This window comes from Paenibacillus sp. Soil522 (assembly GCF_001428245.1).
Lineage (GTDB): Bacteria > Bacillota > Bacilli > Paenibacillales > Paenibacillaceae > Pristimantibacillus.
In genome coordinates this window covers 32,768-49,839 of the sequence record NZ_LMRV01000051.1, presented here as the reverse complement: position 1 = coordinate 49,839, position 17,072 = coordinate 32,768, and the positions used below count along the sequence as shown (strand labels likewise).

The following is a 17,072-nucleotide window of genomic DNA, read 5'->3' as shown; positions in this document are numbered from 1 at the left end:
CGTCCTCGTGTGTTTCTTTTTTATACTTGAGTATTTTGACCGTTTGATTATTTATCTTAATTGTGATGTGATTCTTTATTTTTCTGTTAGGTCCCATCAAAGAGTTCATGTCATCTACTTTATATCCGCATGCTTATACCTTTTTAGCATCCTATTGTACCACGTTAAACTGCCCGTTAGCTTAACGCCCAGCAGTACATCTGTACAAAATATCTCATTTTATGAAAATGTTATCGCTGCATGCTAAATGCACTAAATAAACAGAAAGTCCCTCACTCCCGTGTTATGAATCTCCAAAAAATACTACTGTGAAAAGATGCTTAAGATAAAATATAATGTAAACGTGATTGGTAAACGCTTAAGCACCGAAAATCAATGCTTTTGAAACGAGGACTCTTTAATGGATGTGATTAAAATAACAAAACTTTCGGTTATTTTGGGTATAATATTTCTTCTTGTTCTTGTTGGATGTTCTAGTTCTGATCAAGTTCAACCTGTAAACGAAAAATATTATCATTTTACTTCAGAAGTAGATGCACTCACAGACCAAACTAAAAATAATACAGAAAAAGATTCCTTTAAGATCAATTATTCTCTAAGCATTAAGAATTTTAATCCAACAGATGAAGCTTTTAAAGAGTTTAATGAGTCCTACCAWGGCCAGAGTCGAGAAATAAGACAAATCCAAATTACTGATCAAACCCGAATTTATATAGTTGATAGCCAAAGCAATAAAATCTCAACTTTACCTTCTGAATTAACTAAGGGAGATAAGATTGTGTTTTGGGTTCGGCCTTATCCATCAGTAGAGAGCCTGTTAGAAGCTGTAGAAATAAATATTCTCCAACAAGGATAATGGATTTGTCGTTTCTAAAAGCAGCTCCTCCACTATCGTACCCGTTAGTTCAACGAATTCATTTTAATAAAGATATCTCGTATTGCGATGTATTCTCTATCTAAAATACTCATCATAATATCCGTTTCATACTTGTCTTCAATTAATGCTCCTTCCCGTTCGATACCCTCCTTAACAAAGCCGCACTTCTCATAACAAGCTATCGCTCTATGGTTATACTCAATAACTCTCAAATCAACTCGGTGTAACTTTAATTCCTCGAATGCATATTGAAGTACTATTTGAGTTATTTCTGTTCCCAAGCCTTTCCCCCAAACAGACGAATCAAACAATCCTACAGCATATCTTGCACGACGGTCATCCTTACTGACTGTCAGTCTTGCTTGACCTATGCAGCGATCTTGAAATTCCACACACCACTCAAGTTTATTGGCTTTAATCTGTTCAATAAAATTTACTGCATCTTCGATTGTCAGAGGTTTTAAATTTCTTGTATCACCACCATACATTCTCACAAGCTCTTTGTTCCTTCCACATCGGAAACGGTCATTAATATCAGTATCAATTGGCTGTCTTAGCTTAACCTTTAGGCCTTCAATTAGAGGTGCTTGGTTCATTTGATTAAAACACTCCTTTTTCCTTTAATTAAACAACCTAATATAATGGGGCATCACCACGTAACCTGCCCGTTAGCGGAGTACATAAAAACGGCCGCCTAGGCAGCCGCGTTACCGGACTATCGTACCCGTTAGTTCAGCAGTCTGCCGAACGGTTTGCGTCTGTTCAAAGAGGGGAGGATCCGGCCTTATCACCAAATCGCGGGTGTAAACCGATCATTAAGTATCGTAAACAGAGTAATAATCTTCAGTGATTGTCATATTTGATGCTCACATAGACGAAAACCTTCTTATCCCGACTATAATCATTGCCCGTATGTCCCTTAACCCTCCACTCCGCTGTGTAACCTCCGGGTACCTCGGTAGCACTGTACTCGGTACCATCCGGGAGTTCCGTCGTCTCTTCCGGCAATCGGTTACCCTCGCCCACAGTCTCCAGACTAAGGTCATAATCTTCCCCTTCCGGAGAACCCATGGAGACCTTAACGACTCCATGGAAACCTTCAGGGGGGCTCCAAGATCCACTCAACTCTTGTCCTGAGGACGAAATGTACCCRTAAWATAACAAAAACTCATAATTGGATCCGCCGTATGAATAAGTTTTGGAATCGGAAAGCTGAAAAGAGCCGGGAGCCGTATATGCTGTAGTAGTGACCGTCACGTCTTTTTTCACACTTTGATTGCCATCGGCATCGACGGCAACCAATGAAAARAGGTAGGACGTGTTTGGAGACAGCCCCTTCACTTCATAGCTGTTCACATCCCCATTCAAGGTATCCAGCAGCGTGTTGTCTTGGTATAGCAAGTACTTGTCTATACCCTTTTCATCCGTAGCCGGCTGCCAATTCAGCTGTACACTGTTATAGGTCACATCGGTAACCGTCAGCACGTCGCCCGCAGGCCACTCTGGCGCTTCAGGACTRGATTCRCCAAGTCCTTGAACTTGTACGGGAATGTAACGTTCTGTCKTTGTTCCATCGCCGAGTTGTCCCACCAAATTATTTCCCCACGCCCAAGCAGTTCCATCGCYTTTGACCRCCAAACTATGGTATCCACCCGCAGAKATGGCAGATACCGAAGTGAGACCCTGTACTTGAAAGGGAGTATAACGATCTACAGTGCTTCCGTCGCTCAGTTTGCCCGTTCCCCATGTCCAAGCAGTTCCATCACTTTTGACCGCCAAACTATAATTAGAATTCGCTGCAATAGCGACTACCGAACTGAGACCCTGTACTTGAACAGGAGTGTAACGAGTGTGATTCGTTCCATCRCCGAGTTCACCATRCRMATTCGCTCCCCATGACCAGACGGTACCGTCGCTTTTGATTGCCAAAYTATGAAGATCGCCAGCAGAGATAGCGACTACCGAACTGAGATCTTTCACCTGAACGGGAATCCTTATATTATACTCTTCGGTGAATCCAATGCCTAATTGACCATAGCTCCTTTCTCCCCATGCCCATACGGTTCCGTCGGCTTTGACCGCCAAACTATGCAAACCATTCGCAGCGATTGCGGTCACCGAATCGAGACCTTGCACCTGAAACGGAACTGTACGATAGTAGTACGTCGTTCCATCGCCCAGTTGGCCAGAATTATTAAATCCCCACGCCCAGACCGTCCCGTCGCTCTTTAGAGCCAAATTATGTGCAAAGCCCGCAGAGATAGCGACTACCGAATCGAGATCTTGCACTTGCACGGGAGTCAATCGATCATTTGTGGTCCCATCGCCCAATTGGCCGTAGTGATTCGCTCCCCACGCCCAGACCGTCCCATCGCTCTTTAGAGCCAAACTATATCCATTGCCCCCAWCTACGGCTACTGCATTTACGTCCTTTACCTGAACGGGAGTCAATCGAGCAATTGTAGTCCCGTCACCCAGTTGGCCTCTGMTATTTGYWCCCCAMGCCCATACGGACCCATCATTTTGGAGTGCGAGACTATGAGCGCCCCCTCCTGCAACCTGTTGCACCGTTTTTTCAGCAGCAATCGCTATGTTTGATACAGATAYAAGACTAAAAAGCARACAAATGATGACCATGGCCATAAATCGTTGAGATTGTTTTATCATCTTGATTCTCCTCCCATCATGTTCAGATGCGTCTAAACCCTTTAGAGCCTTACTTGGCCAAATGATGACCATGGCCATAAATCGTTGAGATTGTTTTATCATCTTGATTCTCCTCCCATCATGTTCAGATGCGTCTAAACCCTTTAGAGCCTTACTTGGCAAACACCTCAAACCGCCCCATATTAGAATTAGCTGAAACGGTTGGATAGGAGAAAGCTCTCGTTTCCCTCGGACGTTCAYTCCTTCGGATTACAAGCGCCCATCATTCCTTTTCTGAYYAAATTTTACCACTTATTAGTCGGTTTTCTATGCGCTTATGGGACTACTTCGCCCGTTACTTCAACAAAAAAAGCAGCCGGTCGTTTGACCAACTGCCGTGCGCTTATGGGACTACTTCGCCCGTTACTTCAACAAAAAAAGCAGCCGGTCGTTTGACCAACTGCCGTAATGTCGTGATTGAACTAACGTACCCGTTAGCGTAATCAACTAAATTTATTCGTACTCATCCTCAACTACTGGGATATACGGTGACAAGAAACTGTCCGTCTCACGAGTTAATGCCCCGCGAGCCAGTTTCCAGACTACGAACTCCGTTGTTTTGAAACGGTCGATTTTCCGACTCCGCATGGACCTCAGATGAGACATATGGTTGGTTTCTCGTACGCAATTCAATCACCTCCGGACATGGAAACTTTCGCTTCGAGTGCGGATTTTATCGATTGTTTACGCAGCAGCTCCGTTCTTGCTCCCATTTCCGATGCAAAAAACATCTCCTGCTTGAATAGTTTGATCAATGCATCCTTTGCCGTTTCACGCGCCATCTTTTCAGATTGCAGTAAGTAAAAACAGATGCGGTAGCATTCAATTTCATGTTGTTTCAAAATGGAAACACGTTGATGAATATCCATCATTTTCTGCCGAAAATGAGCTTAATCCCCGTTATATTCCGTAGAATCAGCCACGCGATGAAGGTGAAGAAGCCCCCTCCTGCATAGTAACTGAAAATGGATTGACTTATTTGCGAACCGAACATCGCCCCGCCATACAGAAACGCACAAAGGATGACACCTGCTCTCAAAACCGGCTCCAGCTTTGGATAGAGCAGCAATTTGCCGTTGTTCTCGTTGATTGACTTACCGGCCATACGAACGATTAACAATAGACTCACCACCGTAACGATCAAGGCCATGTACACTCCACCGTATCCGATGTAGACATATTGATTGCTATTTATTAAATGCATGTTGGAACCAATATCGTACAATCTTAGCGGGAATGAGACAACGGACATAAAATCATTTAACATGCGTCTTCCCCAGAAAATATATGAACCAAAATGCTTGTCTAAGAAAACGTAGATAAGACTGGAAAGAACTACCGGAATATACATACTAACAAATCCGACTACGAACTGCGAAACGACGCTTGCACAAATCAAACCCATGAACAAACTGAAGCTGAACACACCGATCAAGATGAACAACTCATGTACATGGTAATACCATAAGGCACTGTGTTTAACATACTCGGAGAGAATGGTGTTATTCAGAATGTAAAAATTTAAGCACGTACTGACAAGCACTGCGGCAACGATATGGACCGTCCCGATCAACCATGCAGACAGAAACAAATCGACCCTACGTACAGGCCATGAAAACGAGTAATCGAAGCTTCGATTCGATCTGGCCAGACCGATCATAAGCACCGCCATTCCAACACAAAGCAATATCTGAATCATAGATTCCGAACTTATATTGGCGAAGGCAAAATAATAATTAAACTCCTCATTACTGCCCCCTTTCCAATGATCAAAAGAATACTGTACATCTTGCGCATGATTATTAAACTTAAACGTGATCCATAACGTCACCAGCCAGAACGCCCAAATCGCGAATTTGGCCTGTTTATAATTTTTATATAACAATGCTTTATTAAACATATATATCTTCCCCTAACACGGTCTCAAAAATATCCTCCAGCGTGATCGGGAGCTCTTCAAGCAAAATCGGGTTCGTCAACCATATTTTTTTCATGGTTTCTTCCGGCTGTTCCTTGATCAACAGCGTCATTACGCGGCCGACTTGGCCGATTAACTCGACATAGTCGCATTCGGCTACGTTTTCCAGGGAACCATCTTTATATGCAACTTGCACTTTCTTGTAGTGCCTCTTCACTTCTTCCATGCTTACGGTCATCTCCAATCTACCACCTTTCATCAAGAGGATTTTATCCGCTATCTTCTCCAGCTCATGTAGCAGATGGGTCGAGATGATCAGCGATAACCCGCGCTCCGACACTTCCTCTAGCAGGATTTGCATGATTTGCTTCTTGACCACGATGTCCAGTCCGTTCGTCGGCTCGTCCAGCACAATTAACCGGGCACCGCTGCAGATCGATAACAGGATAAAGAACAATGCCTTCATCCCGCGGGAAAAGCTTCTAAGCGATCGGTTGAACGGCAAGTTGAACTGTTTGAGGAATGTGGTCATTTTCGCATTGTCAAATTCGGTATAAAGGACTTGGTGAAGCTTGATGATTTCTTTGGCGGTATACCCGTTAAACATAGCGGTATGGTCAGGAACAAAATATAATAACTTGCGTACGTTATGATCTTTTGCGACATCGCGCCCTTCGAAACGGACGTCCCCACTGTCCGGGTCCAGTATGCCCACCAGCGTATTAAGCAGCGTCGTCTTTCCCACGCCATTACGTCCGAGCAAGCCGACGATCTCTCCCTCTTTGATGTCGAAGTTGATATTGTCCAAAATGTTTCTTCCGTCGATCATTTTACCGACGTTCCGTACGCTTAACATGGTCTCCACCCCCCAGCTCTCTCCAATATTGCTCGATCCATTGTAGCAACGTTTCACGATCGATTCCTGCATAGGAAGACTCCATGACGATCAACCGCAACATTTTCTGAATCTCTTCCATTTTCGCACTGTCTCCTTTAGTGGTTGTCGCTCCGACGGCGAATGTACCTTTTCCTCTGCGCGTTTCGATAACTCCTTGGCGTTCCAGCTCTTGATATGCCTTGCTGACCGTATTCGGATTAATCAGAAGTGTGGCTGACAATTCCCGGACAGACATCAGTTTATCGCCTTTCTGTATAACACCTTGTAATATTCGTTCTTTGGTCTGCTGCACGATTTGCTCCCAGATCGGAGTCTGACTTCGTTCGTCTAAGTGTAAGTACATGAGGTCCTCCTTTCTCCATGTGTTTTATGCGTATTAGTTGGTATAGTACACACAATACACACTTGATTGTTATTTGTCAATTTGGGGCCACCTCACGAAACGGAAAGAATCGTACGCTAAGCAATTCGTTGCATGAAAAAAACCGGACCCTTTACTCTACAAGGGAATCCGGTATTCGTAATCGGGGCTTGAGCGAAGTTAAACTAACGTACCCGTTAGTTGAATAACGACAAAATCATTCATCAACACTTTGACGACAATTTCCACTTATTTCAATAAAATCTGTGCTTCATCTTTTACCTAATACAATTTCCACTTATTTCAATAATAACTCCACTCGTCCAAAGTCCAATCATCCACTAATTTTTCAATAAGCAAAGTATCATTCCATGTTCCCCAAGGTGAAAATTTTTTTTGTTCTTCGCTTAGTTCTTTAACGCTCTCTCTTTGCCAACTATCATAATCAACTATGTGCCAGCAAATAAATTCGCCTCTGACAAAATGATCATCTCTAAATTTCCTTGGTAATTTAAAGTTGGTTGGTAATGGATAATTACCCATTTTAATTACTATTCTTCGATTGTAAGCAGCACCTAAAGGAAAATGAATAAAGTACAGTTCCTTATTTTCAACCAACTCATCTAGTCTCTCGCATCCATCTATATACAAGCCATCTAATATTCTTATCAATTCACCAATGGTTTCGTGCTTGTGCACATATTGTAGATATGATTTCCCCTTTGGTGTTGAAATCTCAAACACGTCTCCAATTTTAATACGAGCCATTAAAATCAATCCTTTTGCTCTTTATGTTTATCTTAACACGAATTTCAAGTAATCTGCCCGTTAGCCATCCATGCATCTCTTATACTGCACCACAGAGCAAGAAAGTTAATCCGTTCTTTCATAGTAGTTGAGTGAAAGAATGGAGCATCTGCACCGCGGCAGCTTGCTCCACTATCGTACCCGTTAGCGCAATAGGACCGCCAACAGCTATGTGATAACAAGAATATATCCTATTCAATTTTTCCCTTTCCAGCCAATTGAGTACCACCAACAACACCTATCTGACCGAACGTATAAATATAATCTGTTTTTTGGGCTTCCTTACTGCCTTGGATTGAAACGAAATACTCTTTGCCTTCTTCTATCAGGTTATAAAGCCTTGAGTCATCTATCATTACTTTATATTTTGTTTTATTTTTTGTTGTGTCATTGGCATTTGACCCGATAACCCACATTTTAAGGTATTTACCAGGTTCAATTAGGCTATCTTTCTTTTCAATATGCATTTCCATAGCTATGCTTTGAAAAGATTTCTCTCTTTTAACTTGAAAATAGAAAGTTAGCGATAAAATCAACACCAAGGTAATCACTGAAAAGATAAACAAGTAGATACTTTTTTTCTTGAATGAAATATTCAGGTTTTACACCACCAGTCGATTATTCGATTTAAACTAACCGCCCGTAACAGCGGGACTCTTCTTAAGCCACGATATTAGTAATTCCTTCTTTACACGTACCGCTTTAGCAACACAATTTGTTGCATTATCCTGACCGTTAGGTAAATAAAGGCTTCTGATCTTTCTGTTCAGCTGTCTTCGTGTCATTGTTCAGCTATCGTACCCGTTAGTTCAATGAATCTCCATATTTCTTTTTCCAATTATCACTCCATTCTATATAACTCAATCCTGTTACTTCCTCTAATGTTTTTCCATCCAATGAATAATATCCCCCCACCATACCATCGACATCAGGAAAAGAATACCCACCAATTACTTTACCTTCAGAAAGCATTATATAAACATTGCTCTTCGCTTTATATATCTTTTCCAAAGGATGATTTGAAACGGTGAAGGCATATATTGTTACTTCTTTTCCAAAATACTTATCGGGCTCTACCTTTTGAACGCCCCATGCCTGTTGAAATGGTATAGATTCCGTATTTCCAAAAAGTTTTCTTTTATCTAAACTGTACCTATTAACTTCACCTTTGTAGGATGTAACATTATAACCTTGTGCCCTAACGTATTGTTCGGCAATTTTTTCATCACCAGTGACCTCATTGCTACATCCAACAAGAATTAGAAACATTAAACCAATCAAAATACCGAATTTTAAATATCTCATTTTTAATACCCCCAATTAGGAACATTACTTCTAATGATTTAGACGGATTCGAAGTAAATGAAGTTGCGATAACCTGCCCGTTAGCGGGGAAAAGGCAGCCGATAATACTGGCTGCCTTCTCCTGTGGTTTTTGCGCTATCGTACCCGTTACTTCAACAATTCCACATTTACTACAAAATCTCGAACATCTTTCGGAGACGTTAAAATGATTATTTTCTTTTCATTCGATAAACTCCGAAGTTTTTCTAAGATCTTTGGCTTTTGTTTTTCAGGGTATTCCCAGACCCATTTCAGAAATTCAAGACTGACCCTTTCTTCGCAACCTTCAGCCATATCCGTTCTTTTCTTGTTACGGTACTGGAATCTTCTCTTCAGCACGCGGATAATGCAGATCCACCTCGACAGATCAAAAAATATGATCGTGTCAGCCGCCTGCAACCTAATGTCAATAGTGCCTCCATAATTGCCGTCGATAATCCAACTTGTATGACTTATGAGCTCCTCTTGAACATCTTTTTGCTCGTTTTTGGGTGTGCTAATCCAGCCTGGTTTCCAAAAGATTGCATCCAGATGATGAACTTCAATTGATAAAATCCCGCCCAGCTTGCGAGCCAAAGTTGATTTACCTGAACCTCCAGAACCTACAAGTACAATTCTTTTCATATTGACCCCCGTCAAATGAATCTTATAAACTGATATTCCCTTAATTAAAAACTATCTGACTACGGATAGAAGTGTTGCAAAACGACCCCTTTACCATCTTCCACTATTATTTCTGCATATGTCCCATTAATGAATGTGATTTGTGGAGGAACATGACCACAATCAATGTCATAAATAATTGGTATCTCTAGTTCATCAGAAAGTTCTTTATACACGTCTTCAACTGTATAGCCATCAACAGTATGATTTGCAGGACTCCGACCAAACATAATACCTGAACATTGTTCAAGCCAACCTGCCAACTTCATTTGCACTAATGACCTACGTAAATCCGTTGTTGTTAATTCGCAATTTTCTAAATACCATAACACAGATTCATCATTGAGAAATTGCTTTCTAAAGCCCTGTACATCGCCAAATTGTGTTCCAATCAAATGTCTTATTACATCTATACACCCGCCAAGTAACCGACCTTTTATCTTTACACTATTATTTGAAGTAGTTTTCCAATATGTTTGTTCAGTTAGTTGAAATACACAAGGTGAAGGGATATTATGATGCCATTCTTTTTGATATTTTAATGAGGAATATTGAAGAATTGATCCTCCAGTTTCAGTTGATAAGACAGATTGCCACATTGCTGTCGTATCATCCGAATATTCTCCTCTTAAATCAATTAAATTAGTTCCATGAGCAGTTGCTATTCCTGTTTTTAAAGTGATTGCCAATAACAATACTCGCTTGTATCTGAATAACCTAATATCCACTTTTCTTTTATATTTTCAAAATCAACATATTCTAGCATCTCAATCAATAGTTCTCCGCCCCAAGGAGGAATGATGATACCGATGTTATCATTTTGCATCATTTTATTAAACTCATCTGCACGCTTTTTGGCAGTTGATGATTTTGCTTTACTTTGAGTCCAAACAGTCTCTCCACAAATGACCTTAAATCCTTTCATCTCCATACGACTACATGCAAGTCTAAACATATCATGTAATTCAACTTGTACTCCAGATGAGGATGCTGTTACTCCTATAGTTGCTCCTTTTTCTAAAAGTGGATATTTAATCATACTTAACCCCCAAAAAATACTTTACATGATGTTACCAAACCGAAGTTAGTCGAACAAGAACTATTTCATAATCGTTATTCAACTAGACTGTCGGTTAGCACAGAAGGCTGCCAATCGGTAGCCTTCACCTGATGTTATTGAACTCTCGTATCCGTTACGGCAGCTCCCCCACTATCGTACCCGTTAGCTCAATGATCATTAGATCCAGTGAGCATTCATTTCTTATTTTCTTCGTAGTTTAAGGACCGAGAACACTGATAAGACAAGCCCAATAATTAATAACCATATCCATCCCTTGTAAGAAATCATAAGAGTAAGCTCCCAAATGTTTGATGGACCTGAATTGGGATCGTCACTATATGGATAAGCAAAGACCGATGGTAGTGCTCCATAAAAAATCAGAGCCGTTCCGATTATCAAAGAGAAATATGAAATTGCTTTCAGAGACATCCCCTAGAACCTCCATTTCACCGTTAGAATAAAGAATAGCCCCATCTACTTTTTCTCTTTAATACTCATCAACAATATACCTAAACAGACAACTATTATTATAAAAGTCAAAGAAATACCTGGAATTGTGGGGTTTCCAGAACTAATCGATCCACCACCCTGAACAAATGCAGCTCCTTTCTTTATCGATTCCGATAGTTGATCAAAACCATAAGCTATAACAATACTTAGTAAAGAAAATCCGATTAAAATAACACCAGCTAATTTGTTATTCAATATTTTCTCTCCTTCAATGTAAATGATGAAAAATATCCTATAAAATAGGACGAAAACAAAATGCGGAAGTTGCGTTAGCCTGCCCTTTAGCGTAACGAAGGGCTACCACGCGGCAGCCCTTTCGGCGTTCAATTATCGTTTCCGAAAATACTCTGATAAGCCAAGAAATGCCCCGATCCGAGTTCAAAACCTGAATCGAGGCGTATTTCGGTTCGTCTACTTCATCGGATTATTTCTCGCTCAAAAGCGACGATCCAATCACCTTGAATGGCGGCATATCCTTCGTCTCCTTCGATAACAAGACCGAACAAGTTCTTCACATCGAGGTATTCTTTCCGCTCGCTATTGTCAAATTCCAGCGTGATATAGTAATACGTCCTGGAAGAGTTCACAGGGTGCACCCCTCCATTGCCATTGCTGTGATGGCTCTTATGGTTGCGAACCTCCATCCGCTTGGCGACGACCCTGGCAAACTCGGATTGGCGCGGCGACCTCGCATTTTTGAAATAGCGTGCGCCGTTTGTGACGATGCTGATAATGACGATTACGAATACAATCACTATCAAAATAGGAACAATTGTAAACATAATGCCAAAGCCTCCGCCCATGGACGGTCCAGTGTTAATCATACGACGTACTCTCCCCAATCTTACTGTCTTTTTCTATATGTACGGTGAAGCAGCCAGTTTGGTTGCCGTCTGGTCAGATGTTTTTGGATTGAAAATAGGAGGAAAAATCCGGTACTCAAAAGAGACCGGATAACACCTGCTTATTAAACTAACGTACCCGTTAGTTCAACAAAGTCAGTTATCTAAGAACTTCCGTAACAATGTTTGCATACGATGTGAACGATTGCTATTTAATTAGGGAGTGTTCTTCATGAAGGAAAGATTTATTCTACGCATTGGCTTTTGCCTTCTCGCTTATTTGATTGCTTTGTCCATATTCAATAAACCGTCAATATCATTCGAAGAAGCCGCTCAAATTGCCGAAAAGGTAACTCCAATATCAGATGGGTATCATATAAGTCAGATAAGTGGCAGAAATAATTGGTCGTTTCTTTTTGCTACTAATCCCGTTTACAGGTTTAATGTGATTGCTATTAAAACCGAATCAGGATTTCAACACCGGGAATATAAAGTTGAAATTGATGCGAAAACAAAAGAAGTCGTGGAAATCAAAGAAATTAACTAATAACTCCCACTACCGTACCTCTCTAACCAGATAAACAAAAAACACCAACTAATGGATAGCGGTGTCGGCTTTATATTGAACTATCGTACCCGTTAGTTGAACAACTCGAGTAGCGCGCTGCAGAAACAAAATTAAAAAATTTCAATATTATTAATAATTCCAGCCAATCATTTCTCTTACAGATTCGCGTGAGCACATCCGCTACATGGTGCCATGTAGCTACAATCCCACTACATCTACAAGATCTAAAAGATTTCTAATAATATATTTGGGTTTAATATCATTAGATACCTCTAAGTTTTGACGGTTGTATATGTAGCTACAATCCCACTACATCTACAAGATCTAAAAGATTTCTAATAATATATTTGGGTTTAATATCATTAGATACCTCTAAGTTTTGACGGTTGTAATAGCAGAAGTCGATTCCCGAGTTCACAGCTCCATGATAATCATCTTGTAATGAATCCCCTACAAATAGAACTTCTTTGTTGCTGAGCTTAAAATCGTTTAAAGCAATTTCAAAAATTTCTTTTTTGGGTTTCCTAATTCCCACTTCATCAGATATCACTATGGACTTAAACAAATCATAAATATTCCCAGATCTTAACCTCTTTCTTTGAGATTCACTTATTCCATTTGTGATTATTCCTAGTGGATATTTATCTTTAAAGGTAGACAGAATTTGTTCTGCTCCTTCTTCAAATAAACATRTATTACAAAAATAATCCCAGTAAGTGTCTGATAAATTACTATGAAATAATTCGTCCAGGTTTAAAGCGTCTCTAAATGAATTTCTCAATACATCGCCAATTGTTTTCACTTCAATGCCATTTACAAAGTTCATCCAATGACGAAAATTATGCTCCGAAAAATTTCTCCAAAACAAATTCCATTCAACAGCATCATCAATAAAGAGATTATGGTCTTTACAGGTTTTCTTCATAGATTCTGTTTCACATGAACTAAAATTTAATAATGTATTATCCAAATCAAAAATAACGGCTTTGTACATGAAAGATTATGGTCTTTACAGGTTTTCTTCATAGATTCTGTTTCACATGAACTAAAATTTAATAATGTATTATCCAAATCAAAAATAACGGCTTTGTACATGTTTTCATCCTCGATTATTATAGTTTGTTTTAAGATTAAAAAAACTCTCCATAACAGCTTTGTTCAAATGATTTCACAAACTTCACAAATCACCGTTTGTTTATATAGCAAAACAATCGCTTATTTCCTTTTATATGCTTTGCTTGTTAAAATCAGTGCTCCTCAACTATCGTATCCCGTTAGCGCAATGATTTTCTTGTCAGAACCAGTAACTTTTTACTCACTTCATGGGATAAATGCTCATAACCAAGTTCACCGAAATGAAGTCCATCGTTCCGCGTTCCTCTCAAAATTTCGGTCAAATTATGTAGGGCACTCATACTTGAAAACAAGTCTACATAATGACTGCCTGTTGTTACACTAACTGCATGAACGACCTCCGAATATTCCTTAAGCACGGCGTTGGTACGAGCATGTTGTAACCTCTCATCAACAGGTGCAGGGCTAATAAGTATCATCTTTTTTGGAGTAATCGCTGCTACAATTTTCATGAGATTGCTTTTATAGTCTTGTAACTGAACCATTTTGTGAAAGGCTGCATCATTTGCTCCGAGTAGAACCGTCACGAAATCAGGGTTATGAATTAAGACATCTTTTTCAATTCTCTCAAGCGCATCAAATGTATTGTCACCAGGTACACCAGCGTTAATGACTTCCCAGTTTCCGCTAAGTTTACCTTGCAGTTTTTTTGTTAATAAGGGGTGATCGTGACCTTCTGTTCTAGCGGTGATGCTGTCACCTAAACAGACTAATATCATTTTTTAGCTTCCTTCCTACAACAAAAAAATCTTTAATAAAATATTTGACGATAAATAAGCATCTCCTGCATTAAACTGCCAGATAGTTTAGAGGAGCCCAAAGAAGCACTTAAAAATAGCGACGATACAACTAATAGCGACGATACAACTCTTTACGACGTTCGCCCCGAAGTTGGGCATATATTTGGGTAGTGGATGCCTTCTCATGGCCAAGCATCCCCTGGATGAAATCTAACGGTGCACCATTATCCAGTAGTATGCAAGCGAATGTATGACGAAATCGATGAGGGTAAACATTCACCGCAACCTCGCCGCGGCTTGCCATTTTTTTGACTGTCCATCGTATTGTAGGGATCGCCATCCTACGGATCGGATATGTTTCTGTTACAAATAGGGCTTTACACGAATCCTGTCTATCTCCCATATATCTCTTTAACCATACCTTACACTCAGTCGTAAAATAAATCTCTCTCTGTTTTGATCCTTTTCCATTTACAATTGCTGAGCAATGTTCCCAATCTATATCTTCGATGTTTATTTTCTGTACTTCACCAACGCGGCAACCTGTACAATACAAAAATTCTAAAAGAGCACGCTCTCGATTCGACAGACAAGAAATCTTAAGTTGGATAACATCTTCCTCAATCAGAAATTTAGGAATGCGTTTTTCCGTTTAAAAATTCTAAAAGAGCACGCTCTCGATTCGACAGACAAGAAATCTTAAGTTGGATAACATCTTCCTCAATCAGAAATTTAGGAATGCGTTTTTCCGTTTTTGGTTCTCTTAATTTAAGAGATGGATTTCGGGCAATATGCCCTTCTTCAAATGCAAAACGAAATAGGGATCGCACAAATCGAATACGGTGTCCTAAGCTGCTTGGTTTTAACCGTTCTGCGGGATTTCGGGCAATATGCCCTTCTTCAAATGCAAAACGAAATAGGGATCGCACAAATCGAATACGGTGTCCTAAGCTGCTTGGTTTTAACCGTTCTGCTTCTTTTGCCAAATATTCCTTAAGCAAGCTCAAAGATATTTCCTCAATTTCAATGTCACCTATTTCCCGAATGAGAATTCTCAATTGAAGAGAGTACGCTTTTAAGGTATGAGGACTAAACCCTAGAATTCGCTTATCAGCTTCATACAGTGCCCACAAATCGTTTAACTTCATGAAAAAGCCTCCCAATTATTTTTAATTCTAGCTTTGCTTGAAATGGGAGGATTTAATCTATGAAGTATTCCCGAGGGAGGTGAGCAAAGGCTGTCGATTAGTCGGCATCCTTTCGATGATGCTATCGTTGCCCTTTAGTTCAACAACGAAAAACGCCTCCGCGCTTATTCCTTCGCAGAGGCGTCAGTCATCTCATTACAGCTCTTCAATCGCCGCAAGCACCGTATTGTTGAAATAGTCGGCGTACATATTTTTGAACGGGCGATTGTGATCGAGCTCGACGGATAAATGAACGGTTACCGTTCCATATACCGGATCGGCGCACACGAACGGTCCCGCAGCTCCCCAATGCGAATAGGCCGCGCCGGAGAATAGGTCGCCGCCGTCCCGTTTCGTACCGTTAACGGCCCATCCATAGCCCCAATACGCTTCAGGGAAAACCTCATCCCGATAATGCGAGGCAACCCCCGCAATTTGGTTTCTGGTCATTTCTTTGACCGTAACCGGGCTAAGCAAACGTACTCCGCCATAAACCCCGCCATTCAAAAAGAGCTGCGCAAAGACAGCGAGATCCAGAGCTGTACCATACGCGCCGCCGCCCGCCGATTCCGAAGCGATCATGCCCGGCGTCTCGATCCATTCGGCGCACGGAGCATCGGCAGGACGCCGAACAATGCGGTAACGCTCCTCCTCCGGCACGTTGAAAAACGTATCGCGCATGCTAAGCGGGTGAAAGATGCGCTCTGTCACGAATGAAGCGTACGACTGTCCGCTGATCCGCCGAACGATTTCCCCGAGCAGCTCGTACCCGTAGCCGCAATAGGCCATCACCTCTCCCGGTTTGTTCGCCAACGGAGCATCGTAGCCAAGCGTCAACGATTCGTATATATCCGCTTGCTGATTGTCCGGGCAAAGCGAGAGATCAACGCTTCCGCGCTTGCCGTCCTTATGCTCCCAGAGGCGTTCTGGATCGATACCCGACGTATGCGTCAGCAAATGATGCACGGCTACGGCCCGTTTGCCCTCTCCGGTAAACTCCGGTATGTAATCGACGACGGGACGGTTCAAGCCGATTTTCCCTTCCTCTACCAACATCAAAATAGCCGCTGCCGTAAACAATTTTGTTACGGAGCAGAGCGGAAATAAAGCATTGATCGATAATCCCTTCGTTCCCTGTTCCCCGCCGAACTTGCCGTCCGCTTGGTGGACCACAACCGTTCCTCTACGGGCAGCTACGACGACCTGAGCCGGCGTAATGCCTTGATGCTCCATATCCGAAGCCACCCGCTTGACCCGCTCCACTCTTTCCTGCGACATCCCGCATTCGCTTGCCCTGCCTTCTTTCAACACATAATCGTTCATGGTTTAAGTCGCCCCCATCGCCGTTAATAGTTAATAAATATATTTATCGATATATATTTATATTAACATAAAGCGCATGGCCGGACTATCAAATACTGCAAGCTATGGGACGCCTGCTAGATTAGGACGACTCC

20 protein-coding genes and 1 pseudogene are annotated in these 17,072 nt (G+C 41.3%); 2 read left to right on the top strand and 19 right to left on the bottom strand.

The features are described 5' to 3' along the window. Positions 1–400: 400 nt before the first annotated feature. On the top strand, positions 401–856 hold the full coding sequence (locus ASG81_RS17035) for a hypothetical protein (protein ID WP_056636601.1): 456 nt from the start codon (positions 401–403) through the stop codon (positions 854–856). Positions 857–900: 44 nt separating this feature from the next. Here the strand turns inward: ASG81_RS17035 and ASG81_RS17030 are convergent, their stop codons facing one another. From ASG81_RS17030 to ASG81_RS16965, 14 genes and pseudogenes are all read right to left on the bottom strand, one after another. After that, the gene (locus ASG81_RS17030; RefSeq protein ID WP_056636599.1) at positions 901–1,473 is read right to left on the bottom strand and encodes a GNAT family N-acetyltransferase; all 573 of its coding nucleotides are present in this window, start codon (positions 1,471–1,473) and stop codon (positions 901–903) included. 247 nt (positions 1,474–1,720) lie between these two features. Continuing rightward, on the bottom strand, positions 1,721–3,514 hold the full coding sequence (locus ASG81_RS31010) for an RCC1 domain-containing protein (RefSeq protein WP_268795786.1): 1,794 nt from the start codon (positions 3,512–3,514) through the stop codon (positions 1,721–1,723). Positions 3,515–4,036: 522 nt separating this feature from the next. Then, on the bottom strand, positions 4,037–4,171 hold the full coding sequence (locus tag ASG81_RS31005; RefSeq protein WP_235548911.1) for an Imm7 family immunity protein: 135 nt from the start codon (positions 4,169–4,171) through the stop codon (positions 4,037–4,039). A gap of 41 nt (positions 4,172–4,212) precedes the next feature. Further along, complete coding sequence (locus ASG81_RS31000; protein WP_162255034.1) at positions 4,213–4,425, bottom strand: hypothetical protein; 213 nt, start codon at positions 4,423–4,425, stop codon at positions 4,213–4,215. Between the two features lie 26 nt (positions 4,426–4,451). Continuing rightward, on the bottom strand, positions 4,452–5,483 hold the full coding sequence (locus ASG81_RS17015) for a hypothetical protein (RefSeq protein ID WP_056636596.1): 1,032 nt from the start codon (positions 5,481–5,483) through the stop codon (positions 4,452–4,454). Further along, positions 5,476–6,357, bottom strand: a complete 882-nt coding sequence (locus ASG81_RS17010; RefSeq protein ID WP_056636594.1) for an ABC transporter ATP-binding protein — start codon at positions 6,355–6,357, stop codon at positions 5,476–5,478. The genes ASG81_RS17015 and ASG81_RS17010 overlap by 8 nt, the downstream gene beginning before the upstream one ends. After that, positions 6,332–6,742: a GntR family transcriptional regulator gene (locus ASG81_RS17005; protein ID WP_056636593.1), complete on the bottom strand. Its 411-nt coding sequence runs from the start codon at positions 6,740–6,742 to the stop codon at positions 6,332–6,334. Before ASG81_RS17005 ends, ASG81_RS17010 begins: the two co-directional genes overlap by 26 nt. Positions 6,743–7,063: 321 nt before the next feature. Beyond that, positions 7,064–7,528: a hypothetical protein gene (locus ASG81_RS17000; RefSeq protein WP_056636590.1), complete on the bottom strand. Its 465-nt coding sequence runs from the start codon at positions 7,526–7,528 to the stop codon at positions 7,064–7,066. A 230-nt stretch (positions 7,529–7,758) separates the two neighbouring features. Beyond that, complete coding sequence (locus tag ASG81_RS16995; RefSeq protein ID WP_162255033.1) at positions 7,759–8,106, bottom strand: hypothetical protein; 348 nt, start codon at positions 8,104–8,106, stop codon at positions 7,759–7,761. 265 nt (positions 8,107–8,371) lie between these two features. Continuing rightward, the gene (locus tag ASG81_RS16990; protein ID WP_056636586.1) at positions 8,372–8,872 is read right to left on the bottom strand and encodes a hypothetical protein; all 501 of its coding nucleotides are present in this window, start codon (positions 8,870–8,872) and stop codon (positions 8,372–8,374) included. 147 nt (positions 8,873–9,019) lie between these two features. Beyond that, on the bottom strand, positions 9,020–9,535 hold the full coding sequence (locus ASG81_RS16985) for a DNA topology modulation protein (protein WP_056636584.1): 516 nt from the start codon (positions 9,533–9,535) through the stop codon (positions 9,020–9,022). A 59-nt stretch (positions 9,536–9,594) separates the two neighbouring features. Further along, positions 9,595–10,613: pseudogene (locus tag ASG81_RS16980) on the bottom strand (S66 family peptidase). 495 nt (positions 10,614–11,108) lie between these two features. Next, a complete protein-coding gene (locus ASG81_RS16970) occupies positions 11,109–11,339 on the bottom strand; it encodes a hypothetical protein (protein WP_056636581.1) in 231 nt (76 codons plus the stop codon). Positions 11,340–11,560: 221 nt separating this feature from the next. Continuing rightward, positions 11,561–11,968 carry a DUF2500 domain-containing protein gene (locus tag ASG81_RS16965; protein WP_056636578.1) on the bottom strand — a complete coding sequence of 136 codons (408 nt, stop codon included), beginning with the start codon at positions 11,966–11,968 and terminating at the stop codon, positions 11,561–11,563. Positions 11,969–12,218: 250 nt separating this feature from the next. Between ASG81_RS16965 and ASG81_RS16960 the strand changes: the two genes are divergently transcribed. Continuing rightward, entirely contained in the window at positions 12,219–12,533 is a 315-nt protein-coding gene (locus ASG81_RS16960; RefSeq protein WP_056636576.1) for a PepSY domain-containing protein, read from the top strand. 319 nt (positions 12,534–12,852) lie between these two features. Here ASG81_RS16960 and ASG81_RS16955 read toward each other — a convergent pair whose 3' ends face one another. The 5 genes from ASG81_RS16955 to ASG81_RS16940 form a co-directional block, all read right to left on the bottom strand. Beyond that, the gene (locus ASG81_RS16955) at positions 12,853–13,548 is read right to left on the bottom strand and encodes an HAD family hydrolase (RefSeq protein ID WP_056636574.1); all 696 of its coding nucleotides are present in this window, start codon (positions 13,546–13,548) and stop codon (positions 12,853–12,855) included. Positions 13,549–13,828: 280 nt separating this feature from the next. Further along, positions 13,829–14,407: a GDSL-type esterase/lipase family protein gene (locus ASG81_RS16950; RefSeq protein WP_056636573.1), complete on the bottom strand. Its 579-nt coding sequence runs from the start codon at positions 14,405–14,407 to the stop codon at positions 13,829–13,831. A gap of 130 nt (positions 14,408–14,537) precedes the next feature. Continuing rightward, positions 14,538–14,984 carry a tyrosine-type recombinase/integrase gene (locus ASG81_RS30995; protein WP_235548910.1) on the bottom strand — a complete coding sequence of 149 codons (447 nt, stop codon included), beginning with the start codon at positions 14,982–14,984 and terminating at the stop codon, positions 14,538–14,540. Positions 14,985–15,060: 76 nt separating this feature from the next. Beyond that, entirely contained in the window at positions 15,061–15,576 is a 516-nt protein-coding gene (locus ASG81_RS30990) for a site-specific integrase (protein ID WP_056636571.1), read from the bottom strand. Positions 15,577–15,771: 195 nt separating this feature from the next. Next, a complete protein-coding gene (locus ASG81_RS16940) occupies positions 15,772–16,938 on the bottom strand; it encodes a serine hydrolase domain-containing protein (protein WP_056636569.1) in 1,167 nt (388 codons plus the stop codon). Positions 16,939–17,072: the final 134 nt, after the last annotated feature.

Bases quoted from the DNA above. Each gene is read 5' to 3' on its own strand.
- ASG81_RS17005 (WP_056636593.1), bottom strand. From the start codon at position 6,742: ATGTACTTACACTTAGACGAACGAAGTCAGACTCCGATCTGGGAGCAA.
- ASG81_RS16985 (WP_056636584.1), bottom strand. From the start codon at position 9,535: ATGAAAAGAATTGTACTTGTAGGTTCTGGAGGTTCAGGTAAATCAACT.
- ASG81_RS16940 (WP_056636569.1), bottom strand. From the start codon at position 16,938: ATGAACGATTATGTGTTGAAAGAAGGCAGGGCAAGCGAATGCGGGATG.
- ASG81_RS17030 (WP_056636599.1), bottom strand. From the start codon at position 1,473: ATGAACCAAGCACCTCTAATTGAAGGCCTAAAGGTTAAGCTAAGACAG.
- ASG81_RS17015 (WP_056636596.1), bottom strand. From the start codon at position 5,483: ATGTTTAATAAAGCATTGTTATATAAAAATTATAAACAGGCCAAATTC.
- ASG81_RS17010 (WP_056636594.1), bottom strand. From the start codon at position 6,357: ATGTTAAGCGTACGGAACGTCGGTAAAATGATCGACGGAAGAAACATT.
- ASG81_RS16990 (WP_056636586.1), bottom strand. From the start codon at position 8,872: ATGAGATATTTAAAATTCGGTATTTTGATTGGTTTAATGTTTCTAATT.
- ASG81_RS17000 (WP_056636590.1), bottom strand. From the start codon at position 7,528: ATGGCTCGTATTAAAATTGGAGACGTGTTTGAGATTTCAACACCAAAG.
- ASG81_RS30990 (WP_056636571.1), bottom strand. From the start codon at position 15,576: ATGAAGTTAAACGATTTGTGGGCACTGTATGAAGCTGATAAGCGAATT.
- ASG81_RS16960 (WP_056636576.1), top strand. From the start codon at position 12,219: ATGAAGGAAAGATTTATTCTACGCATTGGCTTTTGCCTTCTCGCTTAT.
- ASG81_RS16965 (WP_056636578.1), bottom strand. From the start codon at position 11,968: ATGATTAACACTGGACCGTCCATGGGCGGAGGCTTTGGCATTATGTTT.
- ASG81_RS16950 (WP_056636573.1), bottom strand. From the start codon at position 14,407: ATGATATTAGTCTGTTTAGGTGACAGCATCACCGCTAGAACAGAAGGT.
- ASG81_RS31005 (WP_235548911.1), bottom strand. From the start codon at position 4,171: ATGCGGAGTCGGAAAATCGACCGTTTCAAAACAACGGAGTTCGTAGTC.